The sequence below is a fragment of the Cupriavidus sp. 2TAF22 genome (assembly GCF_052115045.1).
Classification (GTDB): Bacteria; Pseudomonadota; Gammaproteobacteria; order Burkholderiales; family Burkholderiaceae; genus Cupriavidus.
Genome location: NZ_JBFRFX010000075.1, coordinates 1 through 21,841 on the forward strand (window position 1 = coordinate 1; position 21,841 = coordinate 21,841).

Consider the following 21,841-nt stretch of genomic DNA (forward strand, 5'->3'; position numbering starts at 1 on the left):
GCCTCGAGCTGCGCCTGGGCGCCGCGCCGCGCCGCGCGCAGGCCCTGCAGGAACTCGCGGCGCTGCGCGGCATCGAGCCCGTCGGCGGCGAAGCGCAGCCCGCGCGGCTGCGTGGCCGCCGCCGCGCGCTCACCCGTGTACCAACGGTAGCCGCCACCGCCAATGGCGCCGAGCAGGAACACGTTGACCAGCACCGAGACCGCCAGCGCCACCTTGAACCGCTTCGGCATCCCCTCGCTCATTCGTCGCTCCCGCTATGTGCCATACCGCCGAAGGCGGTGGTCGCGTAAGGCAGGTCGATCGCCGCGGGTGCCGGCAAGGTGGCCAGCACGGCCGACACCAGCAATGCGCCCGCTACCGTGCCGGCCAGCCCCGCGCCGGCCAGGCCGAGGCCCGACCACCACCACGGCGCGCGCGCGGGGCGCGCCGCCGGCGCGCCGGCGGCGATGCGCCGCATCAACGCGGCATCGGGAGCGGCCACCACATGCCCGGCCAGCAGGGCGTCGAGCGCCGCGGCCTGCGCCAGTGCCGCGCGATGCTCGGGCAGCGCGGCCATGGCCTGGCCCGCGGCCCGTTCGCCGGCCGGCCAGTGCGCCGGATCGGCACCGTATGCCTCGGTCAGTGCGCGAAATCTCTCGGGTGTCATCGCATTTCCTCATCAGGGCCGCTGGCCGCCCGCTGCCAGCATCTCGCGCAGGCCGCGCCGCGCGCGCGCCAGCAGGCTTTCCAGCGCTTCGGTGCTGACGCCCATCAGTGCCGCCGCCTCCTCGTTGGACAACTCCTGGTAGTAATGCAGGACCAGTGCCTCGCGCTGACGCGCGGGCAGCCGCGCCAGCGCCGCGGCCACGCGCGAGCCCTGCATGGCCGCCTCCATCGCTTCTTCCGGACCGGCCTGCGGCGTGGCCTGTTCGGGCACGTCCTCGATGGCCTGCCCGCGCTCGCCGCGCAGGCGGTCGTAGCAGAGATTCAACGCGACCTTGTACAGCCAGGTGTCGAAGCGGGCCCGCCCCGGCTGCCAGCGCCCGGCCTGCTTCCACAGGCGCACGAACACTTCCTGGGCCACGTCTTCCGCCTCTGCCCGGTCGCCTAGCATGCGCGTGGCCAGCGCCAGCACGCGCGGCAGCTTGCGCGCGACCAGCTCGCGCACGGCGGCCGCGTCATGCCTGCCGACCCGCGCCAGCAGGACATCGTCGTCCGGATCCTTGTCGCTCAATGGGTGTGGTCTCGCTGGGGATCGTTGCGCCCGCCATGGTTGCCCGTGCCGCGCCGCCCCCGGGCAGGCGCGGCCCCTCCTCAGTAAACGTAGACCGGCGCGCGGTGATAGTAGGCCGGCCGTGCCGGCACGACCACGCAACCTGCCAGCGAAGCGGCAAGCAGTGCCGCGATCAGCACGCGTTTCATATCGTCCCCCCTCCTGTCATCGCCGGCGGCGGCGTGGGCTTGCGCATGAGCATCTCCAGTCGACCGCCGCGCGACAGGCGCGGCATGCCTTCTGTCATGTCTCTTAAACGTGCGCCGACAGGAAATCCGTCGGGCAAAAGCGTAAGAATTGATTACAGCGCGGGACGACCCTCACACGACCACGTCCACCCCTTCCATCACCCACTGGCGGAATGTCTGCAGCGCCGGCAGGTGCTGCTTCTGCTCCGGATAGCACAGGTAATAGCCCTTCTTGCTCAGCACGCGCGCGGGATGCGCCACGACCAGCGCGCCGGTGGCCAGTTCTTCCTCGATCAGGCAGCGCGGGATCAGTGCGATGCCCAGTCCCGACATGGCCGCCTGGGTGAGCAGCGAGAACTGGTCGAAACGCGCGCCGCTCCATGCCTTGCGCGTGGCCACGCCCAGCTCGGCGAACCAGTCCGGCCATGCCTCGGGCACGGTCGTGTGATGCAACAGCGGATAGCGCAGCAGGGCCGAAGGCGCGCGTGCCATGTCATCGGGCTCGCCCGTGAGCAGGCCGGGCCGGCACACCGGCAGCACTTCGCGTCCGGTCATGTAGTCGGCCAGGCTGCCCGGCCACACGCCGTCGCCGAAGCGGATGGCGGCGTCGAGATCGGGCTGGGAGAAATCGTAGCCCTGCGCATGCGGCACGAACTCCAGGCTGACATCGGGATGCTTCTCGAAGAACTGCGGCAGGCGCGGAATCAGCCACTTGGCGCCCAGGGTGGGCATGCTGGCGATATGAAGGGTGCCGCCGCGCCCCTGGCGGGCGATCAGTTCCACCGTGGCGGCTTCGATCTCGGTCAGGCTGGGGCGGATGCGGTCGAGGTAACGCTGGCCGGCATCGGTCAGCATCAGGCGCTGGCGCACGCGCTCGAACAATTCCACGCCGAGAAAGGCCTCCAGGCTGCGCACCTGCTTGCTGACGGCCCCTTGCGTCACATGAAGCTCGCGCGCCGCCACGGTGAAGCTGTTATAGCGCGCGGCGGCCTCGAAGGCCTGCAATTCAGTCAGCGACGGACACAAGCGTCGCATAGGTTACCCCTCACTTCACTACCAAATGGAATGATCACGCGATTTTATTTCGTTTGCGGCCTGCGTGCACGAACAAGCAGAATCGGGGCAGGCAGCTTTGACTTACTTCCAAGACCTTTCCGCCCTCCGCTTCTCTCCTCCTCGCCTTCTCCTTCAGGAACCCAACCATGCAACGCCGTAACATGCTCCGCCTCCTTGCCGCCACCGGCGCCGTCGCCGCCGGCCTGTCGCTGCCGGCAGCGGCCCAGGGTACCTACCCGACCAAGCCGATCACGCTGGTGGTGCCCTTCCCCGCTGGCGGCACCACGGACATCGTGGCGCGCATCGTGGCCGACAAGCTCGGCCAGCAGCTGGGCCAGGCGGTGGTGGTGGACAACCGCGGCGGCGCCGGCGGCAGCATCGGCACCGCATTCCTGGCCAAGGCCGCAGCGGATGGCTACACCCTGGGCATCGCCACGGCTTCCACGCACGGCATCAATCCGGCGGTGTACCCGCGCCTGGCCTATGACGCCACCAAGGACTTCACCACCATCACCAACCTGGCCTCCGTGCCCAACGTGATGAGCATCAACCCGGCAGTCAAGGCCAACGACATGAAGGCCTTCATCGCCCTGGCCAAGGCCCAGCCGAACAAGATGGCCTACGGCTCGGCGGGCAACGGCAGCGTGTCGCACATGATGGGCGAGCTGTTCAAGATGAGCAGCAAGACCGAGCTGCTGCACGTGCCTTACAAGGGCGTGGGCCCCGCGCTGAACGATGCGCTGGCCAACCAGGTGCAGGTGCTGTTCGACAACCTGCCGTCCTCGCTGCCCTTCATCGAAGGCGGCAAGCTGCGCGCCCTGGCGGTGGCTTCGCCCAAGCGCGTGCCGGCCCTGCCCAATGTGCCGACCTTCGCCGAACTCGGCCTGCCCGAAGTCAACGATGCATCGTGGTTCGGCCTGATCGCGCCGGCCAACCTGCCGGCCGACCTGCAGGCCAAGCTGCACGACGCCACCGTGAAGGTGCTTGCGCAACCGGAAGTCAAGGCTAAGCTTGAGAAGCTGGGCGCGGTGCCGGTCGGCAACACGCCGGCGCAGTTCGCCGCACAGATCAAGAGCGAAGTGGCGAAGAACAAGCGCATCGCCGGCGCAGCCAAGATCTCCCTGGATTAACCGAAGCTCATCATGACGGAAGCAGACCGAAAGACCGGGCTCACTCCCTACCTCCTGCAACTGCCGCAAGGTGAGAGCAGCCCGCTCTTTCTCGATTCGCCGCATAGCGCCACCACCTACCCGGCCGACTTCCGGCCGGCCGCCGGACTGCCCCTGCCGCTGCTGCGCCAGGCCGAGGACACCTTTGTCGACGAGTTGTACGCCGACGCCCCCGCACGCGGCATTGCGCTGCTGTGCGCGGGCTTCCCGCGCAGCTACCTCGATGCCAACCGCGGCATCGAGGAAATCGACGAAGCCGTGCTCGACGCGCCCTGGCCCGGCCCGCGCCAGGAAACCTCCAAGACCCGGCTCGGCAAGGGCCTGGTGTGGCGCGTGCTCGATACCGGCGAAGCCATCTACGACCGCAAGCTGAGCGTGGCCGAGGTGCAGGCACGCATCGCGCAGTACTACCTGCCCTACTACGCGCAGCTGCAGAAACTCGCGGACCAGGCCGTCGCGCAGCACGGCAGTGCGTGGCACATCAACTGCCATTCGATGCCGAGCGAAGCGGCGCAGTACGCCACGGAACACCCGGGCCTGCAGCATCCGGACTTCGTGGTCGGCGACCGCGACGGCACCACCTGCGACACGCGCTTCACCGACCGCGTCGAAGCCGTGCTGAAGGAACTGGGCTATGACGTCTGGCGCAACCACCCCTACAAGGGCGTGGAGATCGTGCGCGTGGTAGGCCAGCCGGCACAGCGCCGCCACAGCCTGCAGCTGGAGATCAACCGCAAGTTGTACATGGACGAAGTGGGTCTCGTGCACAACGCGGGCTTCGGCAAGCTCAAGGCGGATCTCAATCATCTGCTCGACGAGCTCAAGGCTTTCGTCACGACGACCCCGGCCCGCTGATCCCTGGCGCCTGCCACGCCCATGCGCGGCAGGCGGCGCGGCTGTGCAATGCAGCCGCGCAGACGTGCCCGGCAAGCGGCATGGCGCCCGCATTCATCGCCATCGCGATCGCGGCAATACCTCGGAGAACGCAGCGGAAGAACCTAGGGTAGTACCTAGGATCGGGAGATTTCGGAACTTTGGGGCATGGCTTTCCTCTATCATGGCAGACCTTTGCCAACCCCTTTTGCCTCAAAGCAAGACGATCCCGTGATCCGACGAATCTCCGACCTGATCGGCCGCCGCCTGTGCGCGCTCGCTGCCGCAGTGGCAGGTGCGATCGCCCTGGCGGGCTGCGCCGATACCCCGCTCAACGATAGCGATGCCGTGGCGAGCACGCCAGGCACCGCCACCGCGGCCGCCAAGGCCGCCACGCCGGCGCCGGCCGCCACCCGTTTGCCGCCTTCCCCGTCCGCCACGCCGCCCACCAAGACCGTGACCTTGCCCGCGCAAGGCCGCGTGAGCCTGGCCGAGTACCGCGCGCAGATGCGCCAGCAACTGATGCAGACCGAGAACGCCAGCGCCGACGTGGCCGACTGCGCGGCGCACGCCAGCTGGGTGGTGCCGCGCTCGGCCAGCTTCGATGCGCTGAAGATTCCCACCGGTGCGCTCGGCGCCGGCCAGGCCACGGTGGAACCGTGGGATGGACGCTTCTCGCAAGGCAAGCAAGCCGTGCCGGTAAGCTCCGTGGTGACCTTCGCCGCCACCGCGCACAAACGCAATGCCGAGGCGCAGTGGGAACCGGTCAAGGTGCGCTGCGGCTATGCCGAAGGCATGATGCTGGCCTACGAACTGCTCGATGGCAGCGGCACCGTCATCAGCGAGCCGGCGGCCGCGCCCGCGGTACACGGCAACACCCGCCAGGCCGCCAGCGCCAAGGGGCACAAAGGCAGCAAGGCGGCCAAGTCCGGCTCGGGCAAGGCTTCCGGCACCAAGTCCACCAAGGCGTCGAGCAGCAGCAGCAGCAAATCCACCACCAAGAGCACCAGCAAGTCCGGCAAGAAAGCGCAGCACTGACGTCGCCTGATGCCGGGGACAAGGCAGGCCGCGTCCGACGCGGCCTGCTGCCTTGCGCTCAGTCCAGCTGCGCGAGGATCGCCTGCAGCATGGCCGCGCCCAGCAGCGCGCTGCGCGCGCCGTTCCAGCCCACCGACGGATCAGGCTGGTCGGCATTGTCCTTGAACGGCATCTCCAGCGTCAGCGACAGGCAGCCGAAGGTATGGCCGATGTACTTCGAGGCCAGCTTGAGCGCATCCGCGTTGTACTTGCTCGCCGCATAGCCGTACACATCCTGGAAGTCCGGCGTGGCGCGCTTGAATGCTTCGATGAAGCGCTGCTGCTCGGCGCGTTGCGCCTCGGTGAAGCCCGGCAGCATCTCGCTGCCGGCGACGAAGTTATAGGGCAGGCCCTCGTCGCCGTGGATATCGAAGAACATGTCGCAGCCGGTCGCCTCGATGGCGCGGCGCACGTGGTACACCTCCGGGCTGGTCTGCGGGTCCGGCGCCATCCATTCGCGGTTCAGGTTGGCCCCGGCCGCGTTGGTGCGCAGATTGCCGCGCGCGGCGCCGTCCGGGTTCATGTTCGGCACGATATGGAACACGGCGCGCGCCAGCAGGCTGCGCGCGACCGGGTCGCCGGCCCACAAGCCGGTACCGGTCAGGCGCTGCAGCACGCCTTCGCAGAACCACTCGGCCATGGTTTCGCCGGGATGCTGGCGCGCGATCATCCAGATGGTCTTCTTGCCCTCGCCGGCCTTGCCGATGGTCACCGCGGTCATGTCGCGGCCGTCCACCGTGCTGCCCAGGTGCGACAGGCTGGCCAGCGGCGAGCGCTGGCAGGCGGCCAGCAGCGACAGGTGGCGATCTTCGGAATACGGCTCGAAGTACGCCAGCCAGACGCTGTCGTGCTCCGGCGTGAACGAGACCGTCATGGTGCTGCCGTCAAAGGCAGTGGGCACGCGGAACCAGTGCGCGCGGTCGTACGAGGCCACGGCCTGGTAGCCCCGCCAGCCATCCGGGTAAGTGCAGTCGCCCGCATTCAGGAACTGCAGGCTGCAGGCCTGGCCGGCCGCGCCCTGCAGGCGAAAATGGAACCACTGGCGGAATTCCGCGTGCGAGTCGGCGCGGATGCGCAGCCGGATATCGCTGGCCTGCGCGAGCGATTCGACCTCGATGGCGCCTGCGTCGAAGCTGGCGGAGATATGCAGGGCTGGTGTCATGGCTTGTGGATTCTCGAAAGCGTGTGCAGGAGCGCGTCGGCGCCGGTGCGTGAGCGGGCAGGCGGTTGCCGCTCAGTCCTCCAGGCGCCGGCGGAACACCCAGCGCGCATCGTCCGACGCCTCATTGTCGAAGGCATAGCCATCCTCGGCGAAGCGCTTGAGCTTGGCCGGCTCGGTGATCCGGTGGGTCACCGCGTAGCGCGTCATGGTGCCGCGGGCGCGCTTGGCATGGAAGGAAATGATCTTGTAGCGGCCACCCTTCCAGTCCTCGAACACCGGCGTGACGATGCGCGCGCCGAGCACCTTGGGGCGCACCACCTTGAAATACTCCTCGGAAGCGAGGTTCACCAGCACCGGCTGGCCTTCGGCCTTCTGCGCCTTGAAGTCTTCCTGCAGCAGCCTGGTGACGTCGTCGCCCCAGAAGGCGTAGAGGTCCTTGCCGGCAGCCGTATCCAGGCGCGTGCCCATCTCCAGGCGGTAGGGCTGCATCCAGTCCAGCGGGCGCAGCACGCCATACAGGCCGGAGAGGATGCGCACATGCTTCTGCGCAAACGCAAGGTCGTCGGTGGACAGGGACGGCGCGTTCAGGCCTTCGTACACATCGCCGTTGAAGGCCAGCACGGCCTGCTTGCTGTTGGCGGCCGAGAACTCGGGGGACCAGTCGCCGTAGCGCGTGGCGTTGAGCACGGCGAGCTTGTCGGAGATATCCATCAGCGCGCCGATATCCTGCGGGGCGAGCTTGCGCAAGCGCTCGATCAGCACCGCCGAGCGCTCGATGAAACGCGGCAGCGTATGGGTCTTCAGACGCGCGGGCGTCTCGTAGTCGAGCGACTTGGCAGGGGACAGGACGATGAGCATGGCAAAATCGCGGCAAACACAAAGACCAGATTGTAACGAATGCCATCACACTCCACCGAAGCCACCGCCGCCGCCGCGCCGCGGGTGGTGCTTGACTCCAATATCTGGGTTGACCTGCTGGTGTTCGCCGACCCGCATGCCGAGCCCATCCGGGCCGCGCTGCGCGCCGGCGCCATCGCCGCCGTGATCCGCCCGGACTGCCGCGAGGAACTGCGCCGGGTGCTGGCCTATCCGCAATTCGCCCATTTTGGCGTCGACATCCCCGCCGCCATGGCTACCGTGGACAGCCTCACCACCCTCATGGCGATTCCCGCCGAGGCCGACACGCTGGCGGCGCGCCTGCCGCGCTGCCGCGACACCGACGACCAGAAATTCATCGAACTGGCGCACTTTGCCGGGGCCGCCTGCCTGGTTTCCAAGGACAAGGCCGTGCTCAAGCTCAAGGGTCGCCTGCGCCGCCAGAGCGGCGTGGACATCCTGCTGCCGCAGGCCTTTCCGGCCTGGCTGGCGGCGCGCGCGGGTGACGCCCCGCAGGCGCCGGCCGATCCCCGCTAGAATGCCGGGATCGCTTCCTGCCCATTGACCATCCGGACCGTTCCTCCCGACCGTCCCAGCCTGACGCAGCTTCCCATGTCCAGCCAAGCCTCCTTCCTGCCGCCCCCGCTCACGCCGCCGCCTTCGCGCCTGCCCAAGGTCGGCACCACTATCTTCACCGTGATGTCGGCGCTGGCCGCCGAGCGCAATGCAGTCAACCTCGGCCAGGGTTTCCCGGACTTCGACTGCGACCCGAGGATCGTCGACGCCGTCGCGCATTCCATGCGCTCGGGCCTGAACCAGTACCCGCCGATGGCAGGCGTGCCCAAGCTGCGCCAGGCCATCGCCGACAAGATCGGCAAGCTCTATGGCCACGCCTACGACTGGGACAGCGAGATCACGGTCACGGCCGGCGCCACCCAGGGCATTCTCACCAGCATCCTGTGCGCGGTGCATCCGGGCGACGAAGTGATCGTGCTCGAGCCGTGCTACGACAGCTACATCCCGGCCATCGAGCTGGCCGGCGGCAAGGTGGTATCGGTCGCGCTCGACGCGCCGCATTTCCGCGTGCCCTTCGACCGCATCGCCGCGGCCATCACGCCGCGCACGCGCATGCTGATGATCAACACGCCGCACAATCCCACCGGCACCATCTGGCGCGCCGGCGACATGGAGCGCCTGACCGCGCTGCTGGCCGGCACCGACATCCTGCTGCTGTCCGACGAAGTCTATGAACACATGGTGTTCGACGGCCAGCCGCATGAATCGGTCTCGCGCCATCCGGAGCTGGCCCGCCGCAGCTTCGTGGTGTCGAGCTTCGGCAAGACCTACCACGTGACCGGCTGGAAGGTCGGCTACGTCGCCGCGCCGGCGGCGCTCTCGGCCGAATTCCGCAAGGTGCACCAGTTCAACGTATTCACGGTCAACACGCCCGTGCAGCACGGCCTGGCCGACTACATGGCCGACCCCGCGCCGTATCTCGGCCTGGCCGACTTCTACCAGGCCAAGCGGGACTTCTTCCGCGCCGGGCTGGCCACCACCCGCTTCAAGCTGCTGCCGTCCGACGGCACCTACTTCCAGTGCGTGGACTACTCGGCCGTCTCGAACATGAGCGAAGCCGATTTCTCGATGTGGCTGACGAAGGAAATCGGCGTCGCGGCGATCCCGGTGTCGGCCTTCTACTCGCAGCCGCGCGAATCCGGCGTGGTGCGGTTCTGCTTCGCCAAGAAGGAGCAGACGCTGGCGCTGGCGCTGGAGCGGCTGAAGAATCTGTAAGGGATTTCCGGGGATTTCCCGGTGTTTCCGGGGCCTCGGGGTCCACGCCTCAAGGCCCGCGGCGGCGCACGCGGGGAGCCGCGCCCCCCTTACTTCCTCCGGCTGAGCATCAGCTCCGTATTTGCCTTGCGCTCCGCATTCACCCTCTGCACCGAAGGGCGCTCCGACATGCGCTTGAGATAGTCCTTGACCGGCAGCTCGGCCAGCATGTCGTCGCCGTAGATGATTTTCGTGCACGACGAGATCAGCGGCAGGTGCACGATCGCCGCGCAGTCGGCCAGCGTGAAGGTGTCGCCGGCGATATACGGCGAGAACTTCGCCAGCCTGGCAAACCCCGGGATATAGCGTTCGAGCAGCTTGCGCTGCCGCTCCTTGGTGCCGTCGCTCACCTTGCCGCCGAAGAAGGCCTCGGGGTACAGCTCGCGCGCGGTCAGCTCCAGGTAGAGCTCCAGGAAGGTCACCAGTTCGCGCACCTTGCCGGCCTGGTACGGGTCCGCCGGCAGCAGCGGCAATTGCGGGTAGGTGGACTCGATATAGGCGTCCAGCACTTCGGACTCGCACAGCGGGCCGCGATCGGTGATCATGTAGGGCACCTTGCCCAGGGGCGATGCATCGTGATCGGTTTCGCCGAGCCAGGCCAGCACTTCCTCGAACGGCAGGTTCTTTTCCAGCAAGGCCAGCTTGACCTTGTTGTAGTAGTTGCTGGCGGAAAATCCGCAGAGCTTCAGCATGTCGTCTCTCTCCTCGTTATGGGTGGCCACGGCGTGGCCCCGCAATTCATCGTCATACACCGTCCGGCGCGCAAGGAACCGGCAGGCATGTGGGCCATGGCAGACTCTGGCGGCTGCCTGTGGCCGATCAGCGCACGCCGCTTGCACCCGGCGACTGTCGCGGATGATGCAGAAAACGTACGATCGTGCTAATTTAACCACAACTTTCTGGACGGACTATGAGCACTTTCACCATCGACACCCTCGGCATCGTGGGCACCGGCGCCATGGGCCGGGGCATCGCGCAGATCGCCGCGCAGGCCGGCCTGACCGTCAGCCTGTACGACACCAACCCGCAGGCCGTGGCGGCCGCGCGGCAGTACCTGCAGGATACCTTCGCCAAGCTGACCGAGAAGGGCAAGATGAGCGCCGAATCCAGCGCGGCCGCGCTGGCGCGCGTGCTGCCCTGCAATGCGCTCGAAGACCTGGCCGGCTGCGACATGGTGCTGGAAGCCATCGTCGAGCGCCTGGAAGTCAAGCGTGAGCTGGTGGCCAGGCTCGAAGCCATCCTGCGCCCGGATGCCGTGATCGCCTCCAACACCTCTTCGCTGTCGGTCACCGCGATCGCGGTCGGCGCGAAGCACCCGGGTCGCGTCGCCGGCTACCACTTCTTCAACCCGGTGCCGCTGATGAAGGTGGTCGAGGTGATCGACGGCCTGTCGGGCGACCCCGCCGTGGGCGATGCGCTGATGGCACTGTCGCGCCGCCTGGGTCATACCCCGGTGCGCTGCAAGGACATGCCCGGCTTCATCGTCAACCACGCCGGCCGCGGCATGAACATCGAAGGCCTGAAGGTTGCGCAGGAAGGCGTGGCCGGGTTCGCCGACATCGACGCCATCATGCGCGAGCAGGCAGGCTTCCGCATGGGCCCGTTCGAGCTGATGGACCTGACCGGGCTGGACGTGTCGCACCCGGTGATGGAATCGATCTACAACCAGTTCTACCAGGAACCGCGCTACCGTCCGTCGCCGATCACGGCGATCCGCTCGGTGGGCGGCCTGATCGGCCGCAAGGCCGGCGCCGGTTTCTACCGCTATGCCGACGGCCAGAAGCAGTTGCCCGCCACCACCGCGGCGCCCGCCACGCGCCCCGCCAGCGTGTGGGTGAGCCGTGCAGACGAACGCGGCCACGCCATGGCCGTCAAGCTGATCCACGCACTCGGCATGACGCCCGAAGCCGGCAACCTGCCGTCTGGCGAAGCCCTGATCGTAGTCACGCCGCTGGGCCTGGACGCCACCACCTGCGCGCTGCAGGAAGGCCTGGATCCCGCCCGCGTGGTCGCCATCGACACGCTGATGCCGTTCGAGGCCACCAAGCGCCGCACGCTGATGACCACGCCGGCCACCACCGCCGACATGCGCGAAGCCGCGCACGGCCTGTTCGCGGCCGACGGCGTGCCGGTCACGGTGATCCGTGACTCGGCCGGCTTCGTGGCCCAGCGCATCATCAGCTGCATCGTCAATATCGCCAGCGACATCGCGCAGCAGCGCATCGCCACGCCGGTCGACATCGACCTGGCCGTGAACCTGGGCCTGGGCTATCCCAAGGGCCCGCTGGCGCTGGGCGACGCGATCGGCCCGCACCTCGTGCTGACCGTGCTGCGCAACCTGGAGCGCCTGACCGGCGACATGCGCTACCGCCCCAGCCCGTGGCTGTGGCGCCGCGCCGGCCTCGGCCTGTCGCTGCTGGCCGAAGAGCAGTAATCCCGCGACCGCAAGCCCCCAGGGCTTGCGGTCGTTTCGCATCTGATTGCGCTGTCGCGGCCATGCTCCGCGCCAGCCCCGTTTCCGCCACCGAGCCGCCATGACCGCACAGCTGCTTTCCGAACGCGTCGACACCACCCTGGTGCTGACCATCTCGAACCCCGAGGCACGCAACGCACTGCACCCGGACATCTACGCGGCGTCGCAGGAAGCGCTGGAGCTGGCCTCGCGCGACGACGAAGTGCGCGCGGTGGTGATCACCGGCGCCGACGGCGTCTTCTGCGCCGGCGGCAACCTCAACCGCCTGCTCGGCAACCGCGCCAAGCCGCAGTCGGTGCAGGCCGAGAGCATCGAGGTCCTCAACCACTGGATCGAAACGCTGCACGCCTTTCCCAAGCCCATCATCGCGGCGGTGGAAGGCCCCGCGGCGGGCGCCGGCTTCTCGCTGGTGCTGGCCTGCGATTTCGTGGTGGCCGCCAGCGACGCCAAGTTCGTCATGGCCTATGTCAAGGTCGGCCTCACGCCAGACGGCGGTGGCTCCTACGAGCTGGCGCGCGCCCTGCCGCGCCAGCTGGCCTCCGAGCTGATGATGGAGGGCAAGCCCGCGGATGCCGCGCGCCTGGCCCATTTCGGCCTGGTCAACCGCGTGGTGGCGCCAGGCCAGGCGCTCACCGAGGCGCTGCGCCTGGGCGAATCGCTGGCCGCGCAGTCGCCGCACGCGGTGGGCCGCATCAAGGGACTGATCAACCATGCGGGCACCGCCAGCCTGACCGAGCACCTGGCCGAGGAGCGCGACAACTTCGTGGCCGCGCTGCACCACAAGGACGGCGGCGAAGGCATCGGCGCCTTCCTGGAGAAGCGCAAGCCGCGCTACCGCTAGGCACCCGGGCAGCAGCGCATCCGCGCACCGAGCCACGCATGCCCGCGCAGACGGGCAACAGCAAAACAGCACCGGAGACACGCATGGAAATGCCGCCCTCGCCCCGCCGCCGCGTCTACCTGATGCGGCATGGCGCGGTGACCTACTTCGACGAGACCGGCCGCCCCGCGCTGCCCGAACTCGTGCCGCTGAACGAAACCGGGCGCGCCCAGGCCAGCGCCGCCGGCCGCGCCTTTGCCGCCGAACAGGTGCGCTTCGACCGCATCATCGTCAGCGGCCTGCCGCGCACCGTGGAAACCTCCGAGCGCGTGCTGGCGGAAATCCCGGGCATGGCCGACGCCGCGCTCGAAACCTGGCCCGCGCTGCAGGAAATCCGCGGCGGCAAGCTGGCCGGCATCGGCGACGACAAGCTGCGCGATGCCTTCATCGGCGCCTTCGAAGGCGAAGTGCCCGAAGACAAGCGCTTTCTCGACGGCGAGAGCGTGGGCGAATTCCTCGACCGCGTGCTGCCGCAACTGCAACGCCTGCGCGACGACCCCGGCTGGGACACTGCCCTGCTGGTGCTGCACGGCGGCACCAACCGCGCCATCCTCTCCCACGCCATCGCCTGCGGGCGCCGCGTGTTCTACGGCAGCCTGATGCAGACCGCCGGCTGCATCAATGTGCTGGACGTGGGCGACGCGCCCGCGGACTGGGTGGTACGCATGCTGAACTATTCGCCGCCTACGCCGGTGCACAGCGGCACGCGCCACACCACGATGGAAGTGCTGCTGCACCAGTACCTGCGCTTTCGCGACCTGCAGGCGCCGCCACGCTAGGCATGCCCGCGCGGAAACCGAATCGCGCAACGCAATACACTCTGCTCACGCAGACCCGAATCCAAGAAGACCAGACGACGCGGCATACCCGGAAACACCGAAATAACGGAGACAGCATGAGCAACAACGTTTCGAACTTCGAAGGCACGCGGCCGGTGGCCGAGCAGCAACGCTTCGACCTGGCCGCGCTGGAAGCCTGGATGGGCGAGCACGTGGCCGGCTTTGCCGGCCCGCTGACCATCGAGCAGTTCAAGGGCGGGCAGTCCAACCCCACCTTCAAGCTGATCACGCCGGGACAGACCTACGTGATGCGCGCCAAGCCCGGCCCGAAGGCCAAGCTGCTGCCCTCGGCCCACGCCATCGAGCGCGAATACCGCGTGATGGCCGCGCTGGCCGGCACCGACGTGCCCGTGGCGAAGATGTACGCCATGTGCGAGGACGAGGGCGTGATCGGCCGCGCCTTCTACATCATGGAATTCGTCGCCGGCCGCGTGCTGTGGGACCAGTCCCTGCCCGGCATGACGACGGCCGAACGCGGGGCCATCTATGACGAGATGAACCGTGTCATCTCCGCGCTGCATACCGTCGACTACAAGGCCATCGGCCTGGGCGACTACGGCAAGCCGGGCAACTACTTCTCGCGCCAGATCGAGCGCTGGACCAAGCAGTACAAGCTGTCCGAGACCGAGAGCATTCCCGCCATGGATTCGCTCATGGCCTGGCTGCCCGACCACATCCCGCAGGAAGATGCCGACCTGACCTCGATCGTCCACGGCGACTACCGGCTCGACAATCTCATGTTCCACCCCACCGAGCCGCGCGTGCTGGCCGTGCTCGACTGGGAACTGTCCACGCTCGGCCATCCGATGGCCGACTTCGGCTACCACTGCATGAGCTGGCACATCGCCCCGGGCCAGTTCCGCGGCATCGCCGGGCTGGACTACACGAGCCTGGGCATCCCGGATGAAGCCGCGTACCGCCGCACCTACGAGAAGCGCACCGGCCGGCCGATCACCGGCGACTGGAATTTCTACCTGGCCTTCAGCATGTTCCGCATCGCCGGGATCCTGCAGGGCATCATGAAGCGCGTGGTGGACGGCACGGCGTCGTCGGCGCAGGCACTGGATGCCGGCAAGCGCGCGCGCCCGATGGCCGAAATGGGCTGGGAGTACGCGAAGAAGGCAAAGCAATAAGGCCAGGCAACGAAGAAAGCGCTCTCGCTGCTCTCGCTGCACTCCAGCGCTGCCTGTTGCCATGAAGAGCCTCTTCCCCGACGGGGAAGAGGCTCTTTTCTTTCCGCACCAGTTGTCATATCACACGATATGTGTGGCAGCCTGCCCGCAGCCGGAAAGGTGCGACCCGGGAGGCACAGCCCGACATTATTGTCATAAATCCGCCCCTAGACCTTCCCCGGACTTCAGGCTATCATCAAACAGATACGACAACATACAACACCCATACAATAACGGAGACAGCAGCAATGCCGACCAGCCGCCGTACGTTCCTCTCCCAGCTCTCCGCCCTGGGCGCCACCGCCGCTGCGGGCGGCCTGGGCACCGCAGGTACCCTCCTGTCCTCCGCCGCACAGGCAGCCGACTGGCCCACCCACCCCATCCGCATGGTCGTGCCCTACCCGGCTGGCGGCTCGTCGGACATCATCGCCCGCCTGATCAGCAAGCAGCTCGGCGAAGCGCTCGGCCAGCCCATCGTGGTGGACAACCGCCCCGGCGCCAACGGCAATATCGGCGCGGCAATGGTGGCGCAGGCCGGCACCGACAACCACACGCTGCTGCTGTGCGACGTCGGCGCGCTGGCCATCAGCCCATCCGTCTACACCAAGCTCACCTTCGATCCGGGCAAGGCCCTGAAGGGCGTGTCGATGCTGGCTTACTCGCCGCACCTGCTGGTGGTCCACCCCTCCGTGCAGGCCAACAACCTGAAGGAACTGGTGGAGCTTTCCAAGCGCACCCAGCTCAATTTCGCCGTCACCGCCATCGGCAGCGCGCCGCACCTGGCTGGCGTGGCGGTGGCGCAGGCCACCGGCGCCAAGTGGCAGTACGTGCCCTACAAGGGCGGCTCGCAGGCCGTGGCCGATACCGTGGGCGGCGTGGCGCAGGTGCTGATGAACGGGATGCTGGCAACGCTGCCGCAGGTGCAGGCCGGCAAGCTCAAGGTGCTGGCGGTGTCCAAGAAGACACGCATGCCGCTGGTCGGGCAGGTGCCGACCATCGCAGAACAGGGCGTGCCCGGCTTCGAGTCCGGCACCTGGCAAGGCGTGATGGCGCCGGCCGCGATGCCCGATGCGCTGGTGGCGCGCATCAGCGCCGAGCTGATCCGCATCATCCGCTTGCCCGAGGTACGGGCCCAGCTGGCCGGCCAGGGCGCCGAGGTGGTGACCATGACGCCGCAGGAGACCAACAAGTTCTTCGTGGCCGAGCGGGCGCGCTGGGCCGCGGTGGTGAAGCAGGCCGACGTGCGGCTGGACTGAGCGGCCCCGCCAGACCCGCGCCTTCCCGGCAAACAAAAAGGCCGACTCTCCGCGAGTCGGCCTTTTTGCATGGGGTGCGCCAGCCGCATGCGCCGGCGCTGCGCTCAGTCTCCCAGCGCCACCCCTTCACGCCGCGGGTCGGCACCGCCCGCCCACGCCCACTTCCCGTCCGGGCGCTGGCGCCGCATGATGGCCTGCGTGCCGCTGGTCATCTCGATCTGCGCCACCTGGTGCCCGCGTTCCGTCAGGCCCTGCGCCAGCGCCGGGCTGACCAGTCCGGCTTCCAGTTCGGTCGGGCCGTTACGGCTGCCGAAGTTGGGCAGGTTGATCGCGGCCTGCACGTCCATGTTCCAGTCCAGCAGGCCCACCAGCGTCTTGGAGACGTACTCGATGATCTGCGAACCGCCGGGCGAGCCTACCGTGGCCACCAGCTTGCCGGTCTCGCGGTCGAACACCAGCGTCGGCGCCATCGACGAGCGCGGGCGCTTGCCCGCCTGCACGCGGTTGGCGACCGGCTTGCCGTTCTCGCTCGGCACGAACGAGAAATCGGTGAGCTGGTTGTTCAGCACGAAGCCGCGCACCATCAGGTGCGAGCCGAAATAGCTCTCCACCGTGGTGGTCATGGAGATCGCGCCGCCGGCACTGTCCACGGCCACGATCTGCGAGGTGGACACACGCGGCGGCGAGCGGTCCGGCGCCAGCGCGACGCTGGTGCCGGGCGGCACGCCGGGCTCGGCCTTGCCCATGCTCTTGTCGCCGATCAGGCTGGCGCGCTGGGCCAGGTAGGCCGAGTTGATCAGGCCGGCCACGTTGACCGGCACGAAGTCCGCGTCGGCCACGTAGAGGCCGCGGTCGGCATAGGCCAGCCGCCCCGCTTCGGACACCACGTGCACGGCATCGACGGTGGGTTCCAGGCCGGCCGGCGAGTTCACCTGCCGGGGCGCCATCGCGGCCAGCGCATACCTCGGATCCTTGGCCTCCAGCGCCTGCAGCGTGCCGAGCATCTGCGCGATGGCGATGCCGCCCGACGACGGTGGCGGCATGCCGCAGACCTTCCAGCGCTTGTAGTCGCTGCAGACCGGCGCGCGCTCCTTGGCGCGGTAGTCGCGCAGGTCCGTCAGCGAGAGCGAGCCCGGGTTGGCGCTGCCATTGACCTGCTTGACGATCTCGCCGGCGATCGGCCCGGTGTACAGCGCATTGGGCCCGCGCCGCGCGATCTCGCGCAGGGTCCGGGCCAGCGCCGGGTTCTTCAGCATGGTGCCGACCGGCTTGGCCTTGCCATCCGGCGTGAGGAAGTAGGCCGCCATCTCGGGCGAGTTCGGCAGGAACTTGTCGGCGGCGATCTGCGTATAGAGGCGTGGCGAGATCGGGAAGCCCTTCTCGGCCAGGTCGATGGCGGGCTGGAACAGCTTGGCCCAGGCCAGCTTGCCGTGCTGGCGGTGCGCCAGCTCGAGCGCGCGCAGCACGCCAGGCGTGCCCACCGAACGGCCGCCGATCTGGCCTTCGCTGAAGCTCATCGGCTTGCCGTCGGCACGCATGAAGAGGTTCTCGTCGGCGCCGGCGGGCGCGGTCTCGCGGCCATCGTAGGACTGCACGCGCTTGCCGTCCCAGTACATGATGAACGCGCCGCCGCCGATGCCGGTGGCCTGCGGCTCGACCAGGGTCAGCACGGCCTGCATGGCGATCGCCGCATCGATGGCGGAGCCACCGTCGCGCAGGATCTTGCGGCCCGCCTCGGTAGCCAGCGGGTTGGCCGCCGCGGCCATATGCCTGTCGGCGAACGTGGTGGTCATGCCCTGCCGGTAGCCCGAGGCCACTTCCGGCGCCGGCGGCATGGCGGTGGCCGGCGCGGCGGGCGCGGTGCTTGCCGCAGGCGGCGCGCTGGTCGGGGTCGAGCAGGCGCCTAGCAGCGCAAGCGCCGCGGCCGCCGCGAGCGGGCCGCGCCAGAGCGCCGTTGAATATACCTGGATTGCCATGCCTACCTCCTCCGGGGGGAAAGCCGCCATTGTAGGGCGTCGGCACGCGTGCGACACCCGCAGCAAACTGCGGGACAGCCCCGATGGACCGCGCGCGGCAATCGTGGGCCATCGGGCGGCGACCGGGCCGAGCGATTTTTTTTTCGCCGCGCCAACCCCACCGGCAAGCCTGGCTCGTTTCACTGGCAGCGCCCTGCCGCCGGCACCGCCGGCGCGGCCCTTTCCGGAGAAATGAACATGCACAAGCGCCTGGTAGTCCTGGCCGTTGCCCTGGCAATGGCCGCGTGTGGCGGACCGTCCCCCAGCCCGCAGGCGAGCCCCGCCGGCGACGACAACGGCGCGGCCGCCCAGCCGCCGGCTTCGTTGCCCGGGCGCAGCGCCGCGCACACGGCGACGCCGCCCGCGCCCCCTGCCGCTACCACCACGCCCGCCACCCCCGCCACGCCCGCCACCACCGGGCCCGCGGCCAAGGCCAGCCGGGCCGAAGCGTTCGCCGGCGCCGCTGCCGATGCCCGCGCGCCGGCGATGCGCCACCTGCCCGCGGCACCCGCGCCCATGGCGATGATCGCGCCCTCCCCGCAGCCAGCCTGGCGTGGCGAACCCGAGCGCGAGCGCTACGCCGCCATCGACGAGAACGGCGTGCAGCAGGTTGCGCAGGCGCCGGTCTCCACCTTCAGCATCGATGTCGATACCGGCAGCTACAGCAATGTGCGCCGCATGCTCAACGCAGGCCGCCTGCCGCCGGCCGATGCCGTGCGCGTGGAAGAAATGGTCAACTACTTCCCCTACGACTACGCGCAGCCGCGCGATGGCCGGCCCTTCGCGGTGCACGTCGCGGCCGCGCCGGCCCCCTGGCACGCCAGCAATGTGCTGCTGCGCATCGGCATCAAGGCCGCCGACGCCGCGCGCGAAAGCCTGCCACCCGCCAACCTGGTGTTCCTGGTCGACGTGTCCGGCTCGATGTATTCGCCCGACAAGCTTCCGCTGCTGAAGGCATCGCTCAAGCTGCTCACCGGCGCGCTGCGCCCGCAGGACCGCATCACGCTGGTCACCTACGCCAGCGGCACGCGCGTGGTGCTGCCGCCCACGCCAGGCAGCGACAAGACCGCCATCTCGGCGGCCATCGACGCCCTGGTGGCGGGCGGATCCACCGCGGGCGCGAGCGGCATCGCGCTGGCCTACCAGGCCGCGCAGCAGAGCTTTATCGCCGGTGGCATCAACCGCGTGCTGCTGGCCACCGACGGCGACTTCAACGTCGGCATCACCGACTTCCGCCAGCTCAAGGACATGGTCGCGGAGAAGCGCAAGTCGGGCGTGTCGCTGTCCACGCTGGGCTTCGGCACCGGCAACTACAACGACCAGCTCATGGAGCAGCTGGCCGATGCGGGCGACGGCGCCTACTCGTATATCGACAACCTGATGGAAGGCCGCAAGGTGCTGGTGGAGGAGATGAGTTCCACGCTTGCCACGGTGGCGCGCGACGTCAAGATCCAGGTCGAGTTCAATCCGGCCACGGTCAAGGAATACCGCCTGATCGGCTACGAAAACCGCGCGCTCAGGCGCGAGGATTTCAACAATGACCAGGTCGACGCCGGCGATATCGGCGCGGGGCATACGGTGACCGCGCTCTATGAGCTGACGCTGGCAGGGCAGCCCGGCCTGCTCGATCCGCTGCGCTACCAGCCGCAGCCGCAAGGCGCGAACAGCGGCACCGGCGAGCTGGCCCATGTGAAGTTGCGCTACAAGCGCGCGCAGGCCCAGGCCAGCGAGTTGCTGGAGCTGGCGGTGCCGGCCGGCGCGGTGCGTCCGCTGGCGCAGGCCGACGATGCCTTCCGCTTCGCCACGGCGGTGGCCGGCTTCGGCCAGGCCTTGCGCGGCGGCAGCCATGTCGGCACCTGGAGCTATGCCGATGCGCGCGCGCTGGCGCTCGGCGCGCGCGGCGGCGACCGCTTCGGCTATCGCGGCGAGTTCATTCAGTTGGTGGACCTGGCACAGGCCCTGTCGACGCGCGCGCCGCTGGCGCAGGGCGACGGCCCCGCGCCGCAGCCGCAGCGCTGAAGGCGGAGTGATGACGGAGGTGCGATGACGGCGGGCGCCACGCAGGCGCGTGCTGCATCGCACCCGGCGGGGCGCGCTCGCGGCGGCACGGGGCGCTGTCATATACTGCCGCGCATGAATGCCTCCGCGCCCGGCGCCCCGCCCGACCGCATGCCTGCCGGCATGCCAGACCAACCCGCCTCCAGCCTGTCGGCGTTGCCGGACACCGACCTCATGCTGCTGGTCGCCAACGGCCTGATCGAGCAGCCGGTGGCCGAGCTGTTCCGCCGCCACAACGCCGCACTGTACAACTACGTGGCCTGGCTGTGCCAGGGCAACACGGGCGAGGCCGAGGACGTGACCCAGAAGACCTGGGTCAAGCTGATGACCCGCTGCGGCGACTACCAGCCCAGCGCGGCGCTGCGCACCTTCCTGTTCCAGATCGCGCGCAACACCTGGCTCGACACGCTGCGCGGCGCCTACGAGCGCCAGCGCGATACGCTCGACGAAGACCATCTCGCCCTGCCCGCCGACGACCTCAGCCCCGAGGCCGAGGCGAGCCTGCGGCAGAATCTGCAAGGCGTGCGGCAGGCGCTGATGGCGCTGCCGGCCGCGCAGCGGGAAGTGATCGTGCYGCGCTTCTTCAGCGAGATGAGCGTGGAGGAGATCGCGCAGACGCTGGGAGAGAAATTCGAAACCATCAAGAGCCGGCTGCGCTACGCCTTTGCGCGCCTGCGCGAGAGCCTGGCGGCCGTGGCGCCGCAGGAGCGGCAGCCATGAGCGCGGACGAGCGATTCATTGCCGGCGAAGACCGGCTCGCGGCGCTGCTGCGCACGCTGCCGCCGTTTGCGCCGCCGCCTTCGCTGGAAGCGTCGGTGATGGCGGTGGCGCGCGCGGCGCAGGCCGCGCGCCAGGCACACGCCGCCGCGCCCGCCGTGCCCCCCGCGCCCGGATCGCCCCGGCCGGCAGCCGATGCGGTGTTCGCCCCGCCGCCCGGACTGCAGGCTGCCGTGATGGAGGAAGCCGCGCGCCTGCAGGCGGCACAGGCCGCGCGGCGCGCGGCCGTGCTGACCGAAGTACGGCGCGGCGACGACACGCAGCGCGTGCTTGGCGCACCGGTCAGCGCGGCGGCGCAGGCATGGCTGCGCGAACAGGCCGAAGCCGCGCAGCAAGACGGCGATGCGCCGGCAAAGCCTGCGCCAGGACGCGCGGCACGCCGTTGGTGGCCCGCGCTGGGCGTGCTTGCAGCCACGCTCGGCGTCGCGGCGCTGTCGCTGCAGGTGGTGCTGCGCCAGCTCGATTTGCGGGACGGCGCCTTGCTGCTGCCGGACACGCCCCGCACCACGCAAAAGCCGGAGAAGCCGGAGACGCAGGAGAAGCAGGCTGAGACTGCGGCCGTGGCGGACAGCAAGACCGCGCAGCCAGGGCAAGCGCCGGCCGGGCGGCAGCCGGCACCTGCCGCAAACGTGCAGGCGCAACCGGCTGCCGCCGGCCAAGCCGCGGCAACGGCTGCGCCGCCAGGTCCGGCGCCGGTAGCCGCGCAAGATGCGAAAGCGCCGGCGCCACCGGCCGCGGCCAAGGCGCGACAGGCACAATCCGGGCCGGCTCCGGAGACCGAGTCACGCACCCCGCGAGAGCCTGCCTTGCGCGCGCCCGACGCGCTTGCGGACCGCGCCGCGCCCGCCTCCGGCCTGGCGGGAGCCGCACCGCAGGCCGCCCCCGCGG

Annotated in this window: 22 protein-coding genes; 13 read left to right on the plus strand and 9 right to left on the minus strand. The window is 69.1% G+C overall.

Going from position 1 to position 21,841, the window contains the following annotated elements:
- The 5 genes from AB4Z48_RS38900 to gcvA form a co-directional block, all read right to left on the minus strand.
- Nucleotides 1–242: periplasmic heavy metal sensor (locus tag AB4Z48_RS38900; protein ID WP_441623967.1), on the minus strand; the 242-nt coding region annotated here is incomplete at its 3' end.
- A complete protein-coding gene (locus AB4Z48_RS38905) occupies nt 239–646 on the minus strand; it encodes a hypothetical protein (RefSeq protein ID WP_441623969.1) in 408 nt (135 codons plus the stop codon). The genes AB4Z48_RS38905 and AB4Z48_RS38900, both read right to left, overlap by 4 nt.
- A 12-nt stretch (nt 647–658) precedes the next feature.
- Nucleotides 659–1,213 carry an RNA polymerase sigma factor gene (locus AB4Z48_RS38910; protein ID WP_441623971.1) on the minus strand — a complete coding sequence of 185 codons (555 nt, stop codon included), beginning with the start codon at nt 1,211–1,213 and terminating at the stop codon, nt 659–661.
- A gap of 80 nt (nt 1,214–1,293) precedes the next feature.
- Nucleotides 1,294–1,401 carry a lipoprotein gene (locus AB4Z48_RS38915; RefSeq protein ID WP_441623973.1) on the minus strand — a complete coding sequence of 36 codons (108 nt, stop codon included), beginning with the start codon at nt 1,399–1,401 and terminating at the stop codon, nt 1,294–1,296.
- A 171-nt stretch (nt 1,402–1,572) separates the two neighbouring features.
- Nucleotides 1,573–2,475 (minus strand): transcriptional regulator GcvA, encoded by a 903-nt coding sequence (gene gcvA, locus AB4Z48_RS38920; protein WP_441623975.1) that lies wholly within the window; start codon nt 2,473–2,475, stop codon nt 1,573–1,575.
- Between the two features lie 167 nt (nt 2,476–2,642).
- Here gcvA and AB4Z48_RS38925 point away from each other — a divergent pair, with 167 nt between their 5' ends.
- The 3 genes from AB4Z48_RS38925 (at nt 2,643) to AB4Z48_RS38935 (ending at nt 5,576) form a co-directional block, all read left to right on the plus strand.
- Nucleotides 2,643–3,626, plus strand: a complete 984-nt coding sequence (locus tag AB4Z48_RS38925; RefSeq protein WP_441623977.1) for a Bug family tripartite tricarboxylate transporter substrate binding protein — start codon at nt 2,643–2,645, stop codon at nt 3,624–3,626.
- 12 nt (nt 3,627–3,638) lie between these two features.
- Nucleotides 3,639–4,520 (plus strand): N-formylglutamate amidohydrolase, encoded by an 882-nt coding sequence (locus AB4Z48_RS38930; protein WP_441623979.1) that lies wholly within the window; start codon nt 3,639–3,641, stop codon nt 4,518–4,520.
- A 249-nt stretch (nt 4,521–4,769) separates the two neighbouring features.
- Nucleotides 4,770–5,576 (plus strand): BspC domain-containing protein, encoded by an 807-nt coding sequence (locus AB4Z48_RS38935; RefSeq protein ID WP_441623981.1) that lies wholly within the window; start codon nt 4,770–4,772, stop codon nt 5,574–5,576.
- 58 nt (nt 5,577–5,634) lie between these two features.
- Here the strand turns inward: AB4Z48_RS38935 and AB4Z48_RS38940 are convergent, their stop codons facing one another.
- Together AB4Z48_RS38940 and yaaA are read right to left on the minus strand one after the other, a co-directional pair.
- Nucleotides 5,635–6,777, minus strand: a complete 1,143-nt coding sequence (locus AB4Z48_RS38940) for a M14 family metallopeptidase (protein ID WP_441623983.1) — start codon at nt 6,775–6,777, stop codon at nt 5,635–5,637.
- A 72-nt stretch (nt 6,778–6,849) separates the two neighbouring features.
- Nucleotides 6,850–7,635: a peroxide stress protein YaaA gene (gene yaaA, locus AB4Z48_RS38945; protein ID WP_441623985.1), complete on the minus strand. Its 786-nt coding sequence runs from the start codon at nt 7,633–7,635 to the stop codon at nt 6,850–6,852.
- Nucleotides 7,636–7,674: 39 nt separating this feature from the next.
- Here yaaA and AB4Z48_RS38950 point away from each other — a divergent pair, with 39 nt between their 5' ends.
- Both AB4Z48_RS38950 and AB4Z48_RS38955 read left to right on the plus strand, forming a co-directional pair.
- Nucleotides 7,675–8,190 carry a putative toxin-antitoxin system toxin component, PIN family gene (locus AB4Z48_RS38950; protein ID WP_441623987.1) on the plus strand — a complete coding sequence of 172 codons (516 nt, stop codon included), beginning with the start codon at nt 7,675–7,677 and terminating at the stop codon, nt 8,188–8,190.
- A gap of 75 nt (nt 8,191–8,265) precedes the next feature.
- The gene (locus tag AB4Z48_RS38955) at nt 8,266–9,444 is read left to right on the plus strand and encodes a pyridoxal phosphate-dependent aminotransferase (protein ID WP_441623989.1); all 1,179 of its coding nucleotides are present in this window, start codon (nt 8,266–8,268) and stop codon (nt 9,442–9,444) included.
- An 89-nt stretch (nt 9,445–9,533) separates the two neighbouring features.
- Here the strand turns inward: AB4Z48_RS38955 and AB4Z48_RS38960 are convergent, their stop codons facing one another.
- Complete coding sequence (locus AB4Z48_RS38960; RefSeq protein WP_441623991.1) at nt 9,534–10,175, minus strand: glutathione S-transferase; 642 nt, start codon at nt 10,173–10,175, stop codon at nt 9,534–9,536.
- Between the two features lie 218 nt (nt 10,176–10,393).
- Between AB4Z48_RS38960 and AB4Z48_RS38965 the strand changes: the two genes are divergently transcribed.
- The 5 genes from AB4Z48_RS38965 to AB4Z48_RS38985 all read left to right on the plus strand — a co-directional run bounded on the left by AB4Z48_RS38965 (nt 10,394) and on the right by AB4Z48_RS38985 (nt 16,103).
- A complete protein-coding gene (locus AB4Z48_RS38965; protein ID WP_441623993.1) occupies nt 10,394–11,917 on the plus strand; it encodes a 3-hydroxyacyl-CoA dehydrogenase in 1,524 nt (507 codons plus the stop codon).
- A 100-nt stretch (nt 11,918–12,017) separates the two neighbouring features.
- Nucleotides 12,018–12,797, plus strand: a complete 780-nt coding sequence (locus AB4Z48_RS38970; protein WP_441623995.1) for an oxepin-CoA hydrolase, alternative type — start codon at nt 12,018–12,020, stop codon at nt 12,795–12,797.
- Nucleotides 12,798–12,880: 83 nt separating this feature from the next.
- A complete protein-coding gene (locus AB4Z48_RS38975; protein WP_441623996.1) occupies nt 12,881–13,615 on the plus strand; it encodes a histidine phosphatase family protein in 735 nt (244 codons plus the stop codon).
- A 116-nt stretch (nt 13,616–13,731) separates the two neighbouring features.
- Nucleotides 13,732–14,808, plus strand: coding sequence for a phosphotransferase (locus tag AB4Z48_RS38980; protein WP_441623998.1), 1,077 nt, complete (start codon nt 13,732–13,734; stop codon nt 14,806–14,808).
- Nucleotides 14,809–15,095: 287 nt separating this feature from the next.
- Entirely contained in the window at nt 15,096–16,103 is a 1,008-nt protein-coding gene (locus AB4Z48_RS38985) for a Bug family tripartite tricarboxylate transporter substrate binding protein (protein WP_441624000.1), read from the plus strand.
- Between the two features lie 104 nt (nt 16,104–16,207).
- On the opposite strand, the gene ggt is transcribed toward AB4Z48_RS38985, so the two are convergent.
- A complete protein-coding gene (gene ggt / locus AB4Z48_RS38990) occupies nt 16,208–18,079 on the minus strand; it encodes a gamma-glutamyltransferase (protein ID WP_441624002.1) in 1,872 nt (623 codons plus the stop codon).
- Between the two features lie 237 nt (nt 18,080–18,316).
- Between ggt and AB4Z48_RS38995 the strand changes: the two genes are divergently transcribed.
- The 3 genes from AB4Z48_RS38995 to AB4Z48_RS39005 all read left to right on the plus strand — a co-directional run.
- Nucleotides 18,317–20,137: a vWA domain-containing protein gene (locus tag AB4Z48_RS38995; RefSeq protein WP_441624004.1), complete on the plus strand. Its 1,821-nt coding sequence runs from the start codon at nt 18,317–18,319 to the stop codon at nt 20,135–20,137.
- A gap of 162 nt (nt 20,138–20,299) precedes the next feature.
- The gene (locus tag AB4Z48_RS39000) at nt 20,300–20,896 is read left to right on the plus strand and encodes an RNA polymerase sigma factor (protein WP_441624006.1); all 597 of its coding nucleotides are present in this window, start codon (nt 20,300–20,302) and stop codon (nt 20,894–20,896) included.
- On the plus strand, nt 20,893–21,841 hold a 949-nt coding region (locus AB4Z48_RS39005), incomplete at its 3' end, for a hypothetical protein (RefSeq protein WP_441624008.1). The genes AB4Z48_RS39000 and AB4Z48_RS39005, both read left to right, overlap by 4 nt.

Excerpts from the sequence above, each read along its gene's own strand:
- yaaA (WP_441623985.1), bottom strand. The coding sequence starts at position 7,635 with ATGCTCATCGTCCTGTCCCCTGCCAAGTCGCTCGACTACGAGACGCCC.
- AB4Z48_RS38970 (WP_441623995.1), top strand. The coding sequence starts at position 12,018 with ATGACCGCACAGCTGCTTTCCGAACGCGTCGACACCACCCTGGTGCTG.
- AB4Z48_RS38955 (WP_441623989.1), top strand. The coding sequence starts at position 8,266 with ATGTCCAGCCAAGCCTCCTTCCTGCCGCCCCCGCTCACGCCGCCGCCT.
- AB4Z48_RS38985 (WP_441624000.1), top strand. The coding sequence starts at position 15,096 with ATGCCGACCAGCCGCCGTACGTTCCTCTCCCAGCTCTCCGCCCTGGGC.
- gcvA (WP_441623975.1), bottom strand. The coding sequence starts at position 2,475 with ATGCGACGCTTGTGTCCGTCGCTGACTGAATTGCAGGCCTTCGAGGCC.
- AB4Z48_RS38980 (WP_441623998.1), top strand. The coding sequence starts at position 13,732 with ATGAGCAACAACGTTTCGAACTTCGAAGGCACGCGGCCGGTGGCCGAG.
- AB4Z48_RS38940 (WP_441623983.1), bottom strand. The coding sequence starts at position 6,777 with ATGACACCAGCCCTGCATATCTCCGCCAGCTTCGACGCAGGCGCCATC.
- AB4Z48_RS38915 (WP_441623973.1), bottom strand. The coding sequence starts at position 1,401 with ATGAAACGCGTGCTGATCGCGGCACTGCTTGCCGCTTCGCTGGCAGGT.
- AB4Z48_RS38960 (WP_441623991.1), bottom strand. The coding sequence starts at position 10,175 with ATGCTGAAGCTCTGCGGATTTTCCGCCAGCAACTACTACAACAAGGTC.
- AB4Z48_RS38975 (WP_441623996.1), top strand. The coding sequence starts at position 12,881 with ATGGAAATGCCGCCCTCGCCCCGCCGCCGCGTCTACCTGATGCGGCAT.
- AB4Z48_RS38995 (WP_441624004.1), top strand. The coding sequence starts at position 18,317 with ATGCACAAGCGCCTGGTAGTCCTGGCCGTTGCCCTGGCAATGGCCGCG.
- ggt (WP_441624002.1), bottom strand. The coding sequence starts at position 18,079 with ATGGCAATCCAGGTATATTCAACGGCGCTCTGGCGCGGCCCGCTCGCG.
- AB4Z48_RS38905 (WP_441623969.1), bottom strand. The coding sequence starts at position 646 with ATGACACCCGAGAGATTTCGCGCACTGACCGAGGCATACGGTGCCGAT.
- AB4Z48_RS38925 (WP_441623977.1), top strand. The coding sequence starts at position 2,643 with ATGCAACGCCGTAACATGCTCCGCCTCCTTGCCGCCACCGGCGCCGTC.
- AB4Z48_RS38930 (WP_441623979.1), top strand. The coding sequence starts at position 3,639 with ATGACGGAAGCAGACCGAAAGACCGGGCTCACTCCCTACCTCCTGCAA.
- AB4Z48_RS38950 (WP_441623987.1), top strand. The coding sequence starts at position 7,675 with ATGCCATCACACTCCACCGAAGCCACCGCCGCCGCCGCGCCGCGGGTG.
- AB4Z48_RS38965 (WP_441623993.1), top strand. The coding sequence starts at position 10,394 with ATGAGCACTTTCACCATCGACACCCTCGGCATCGTGGGCACCGGCGCC.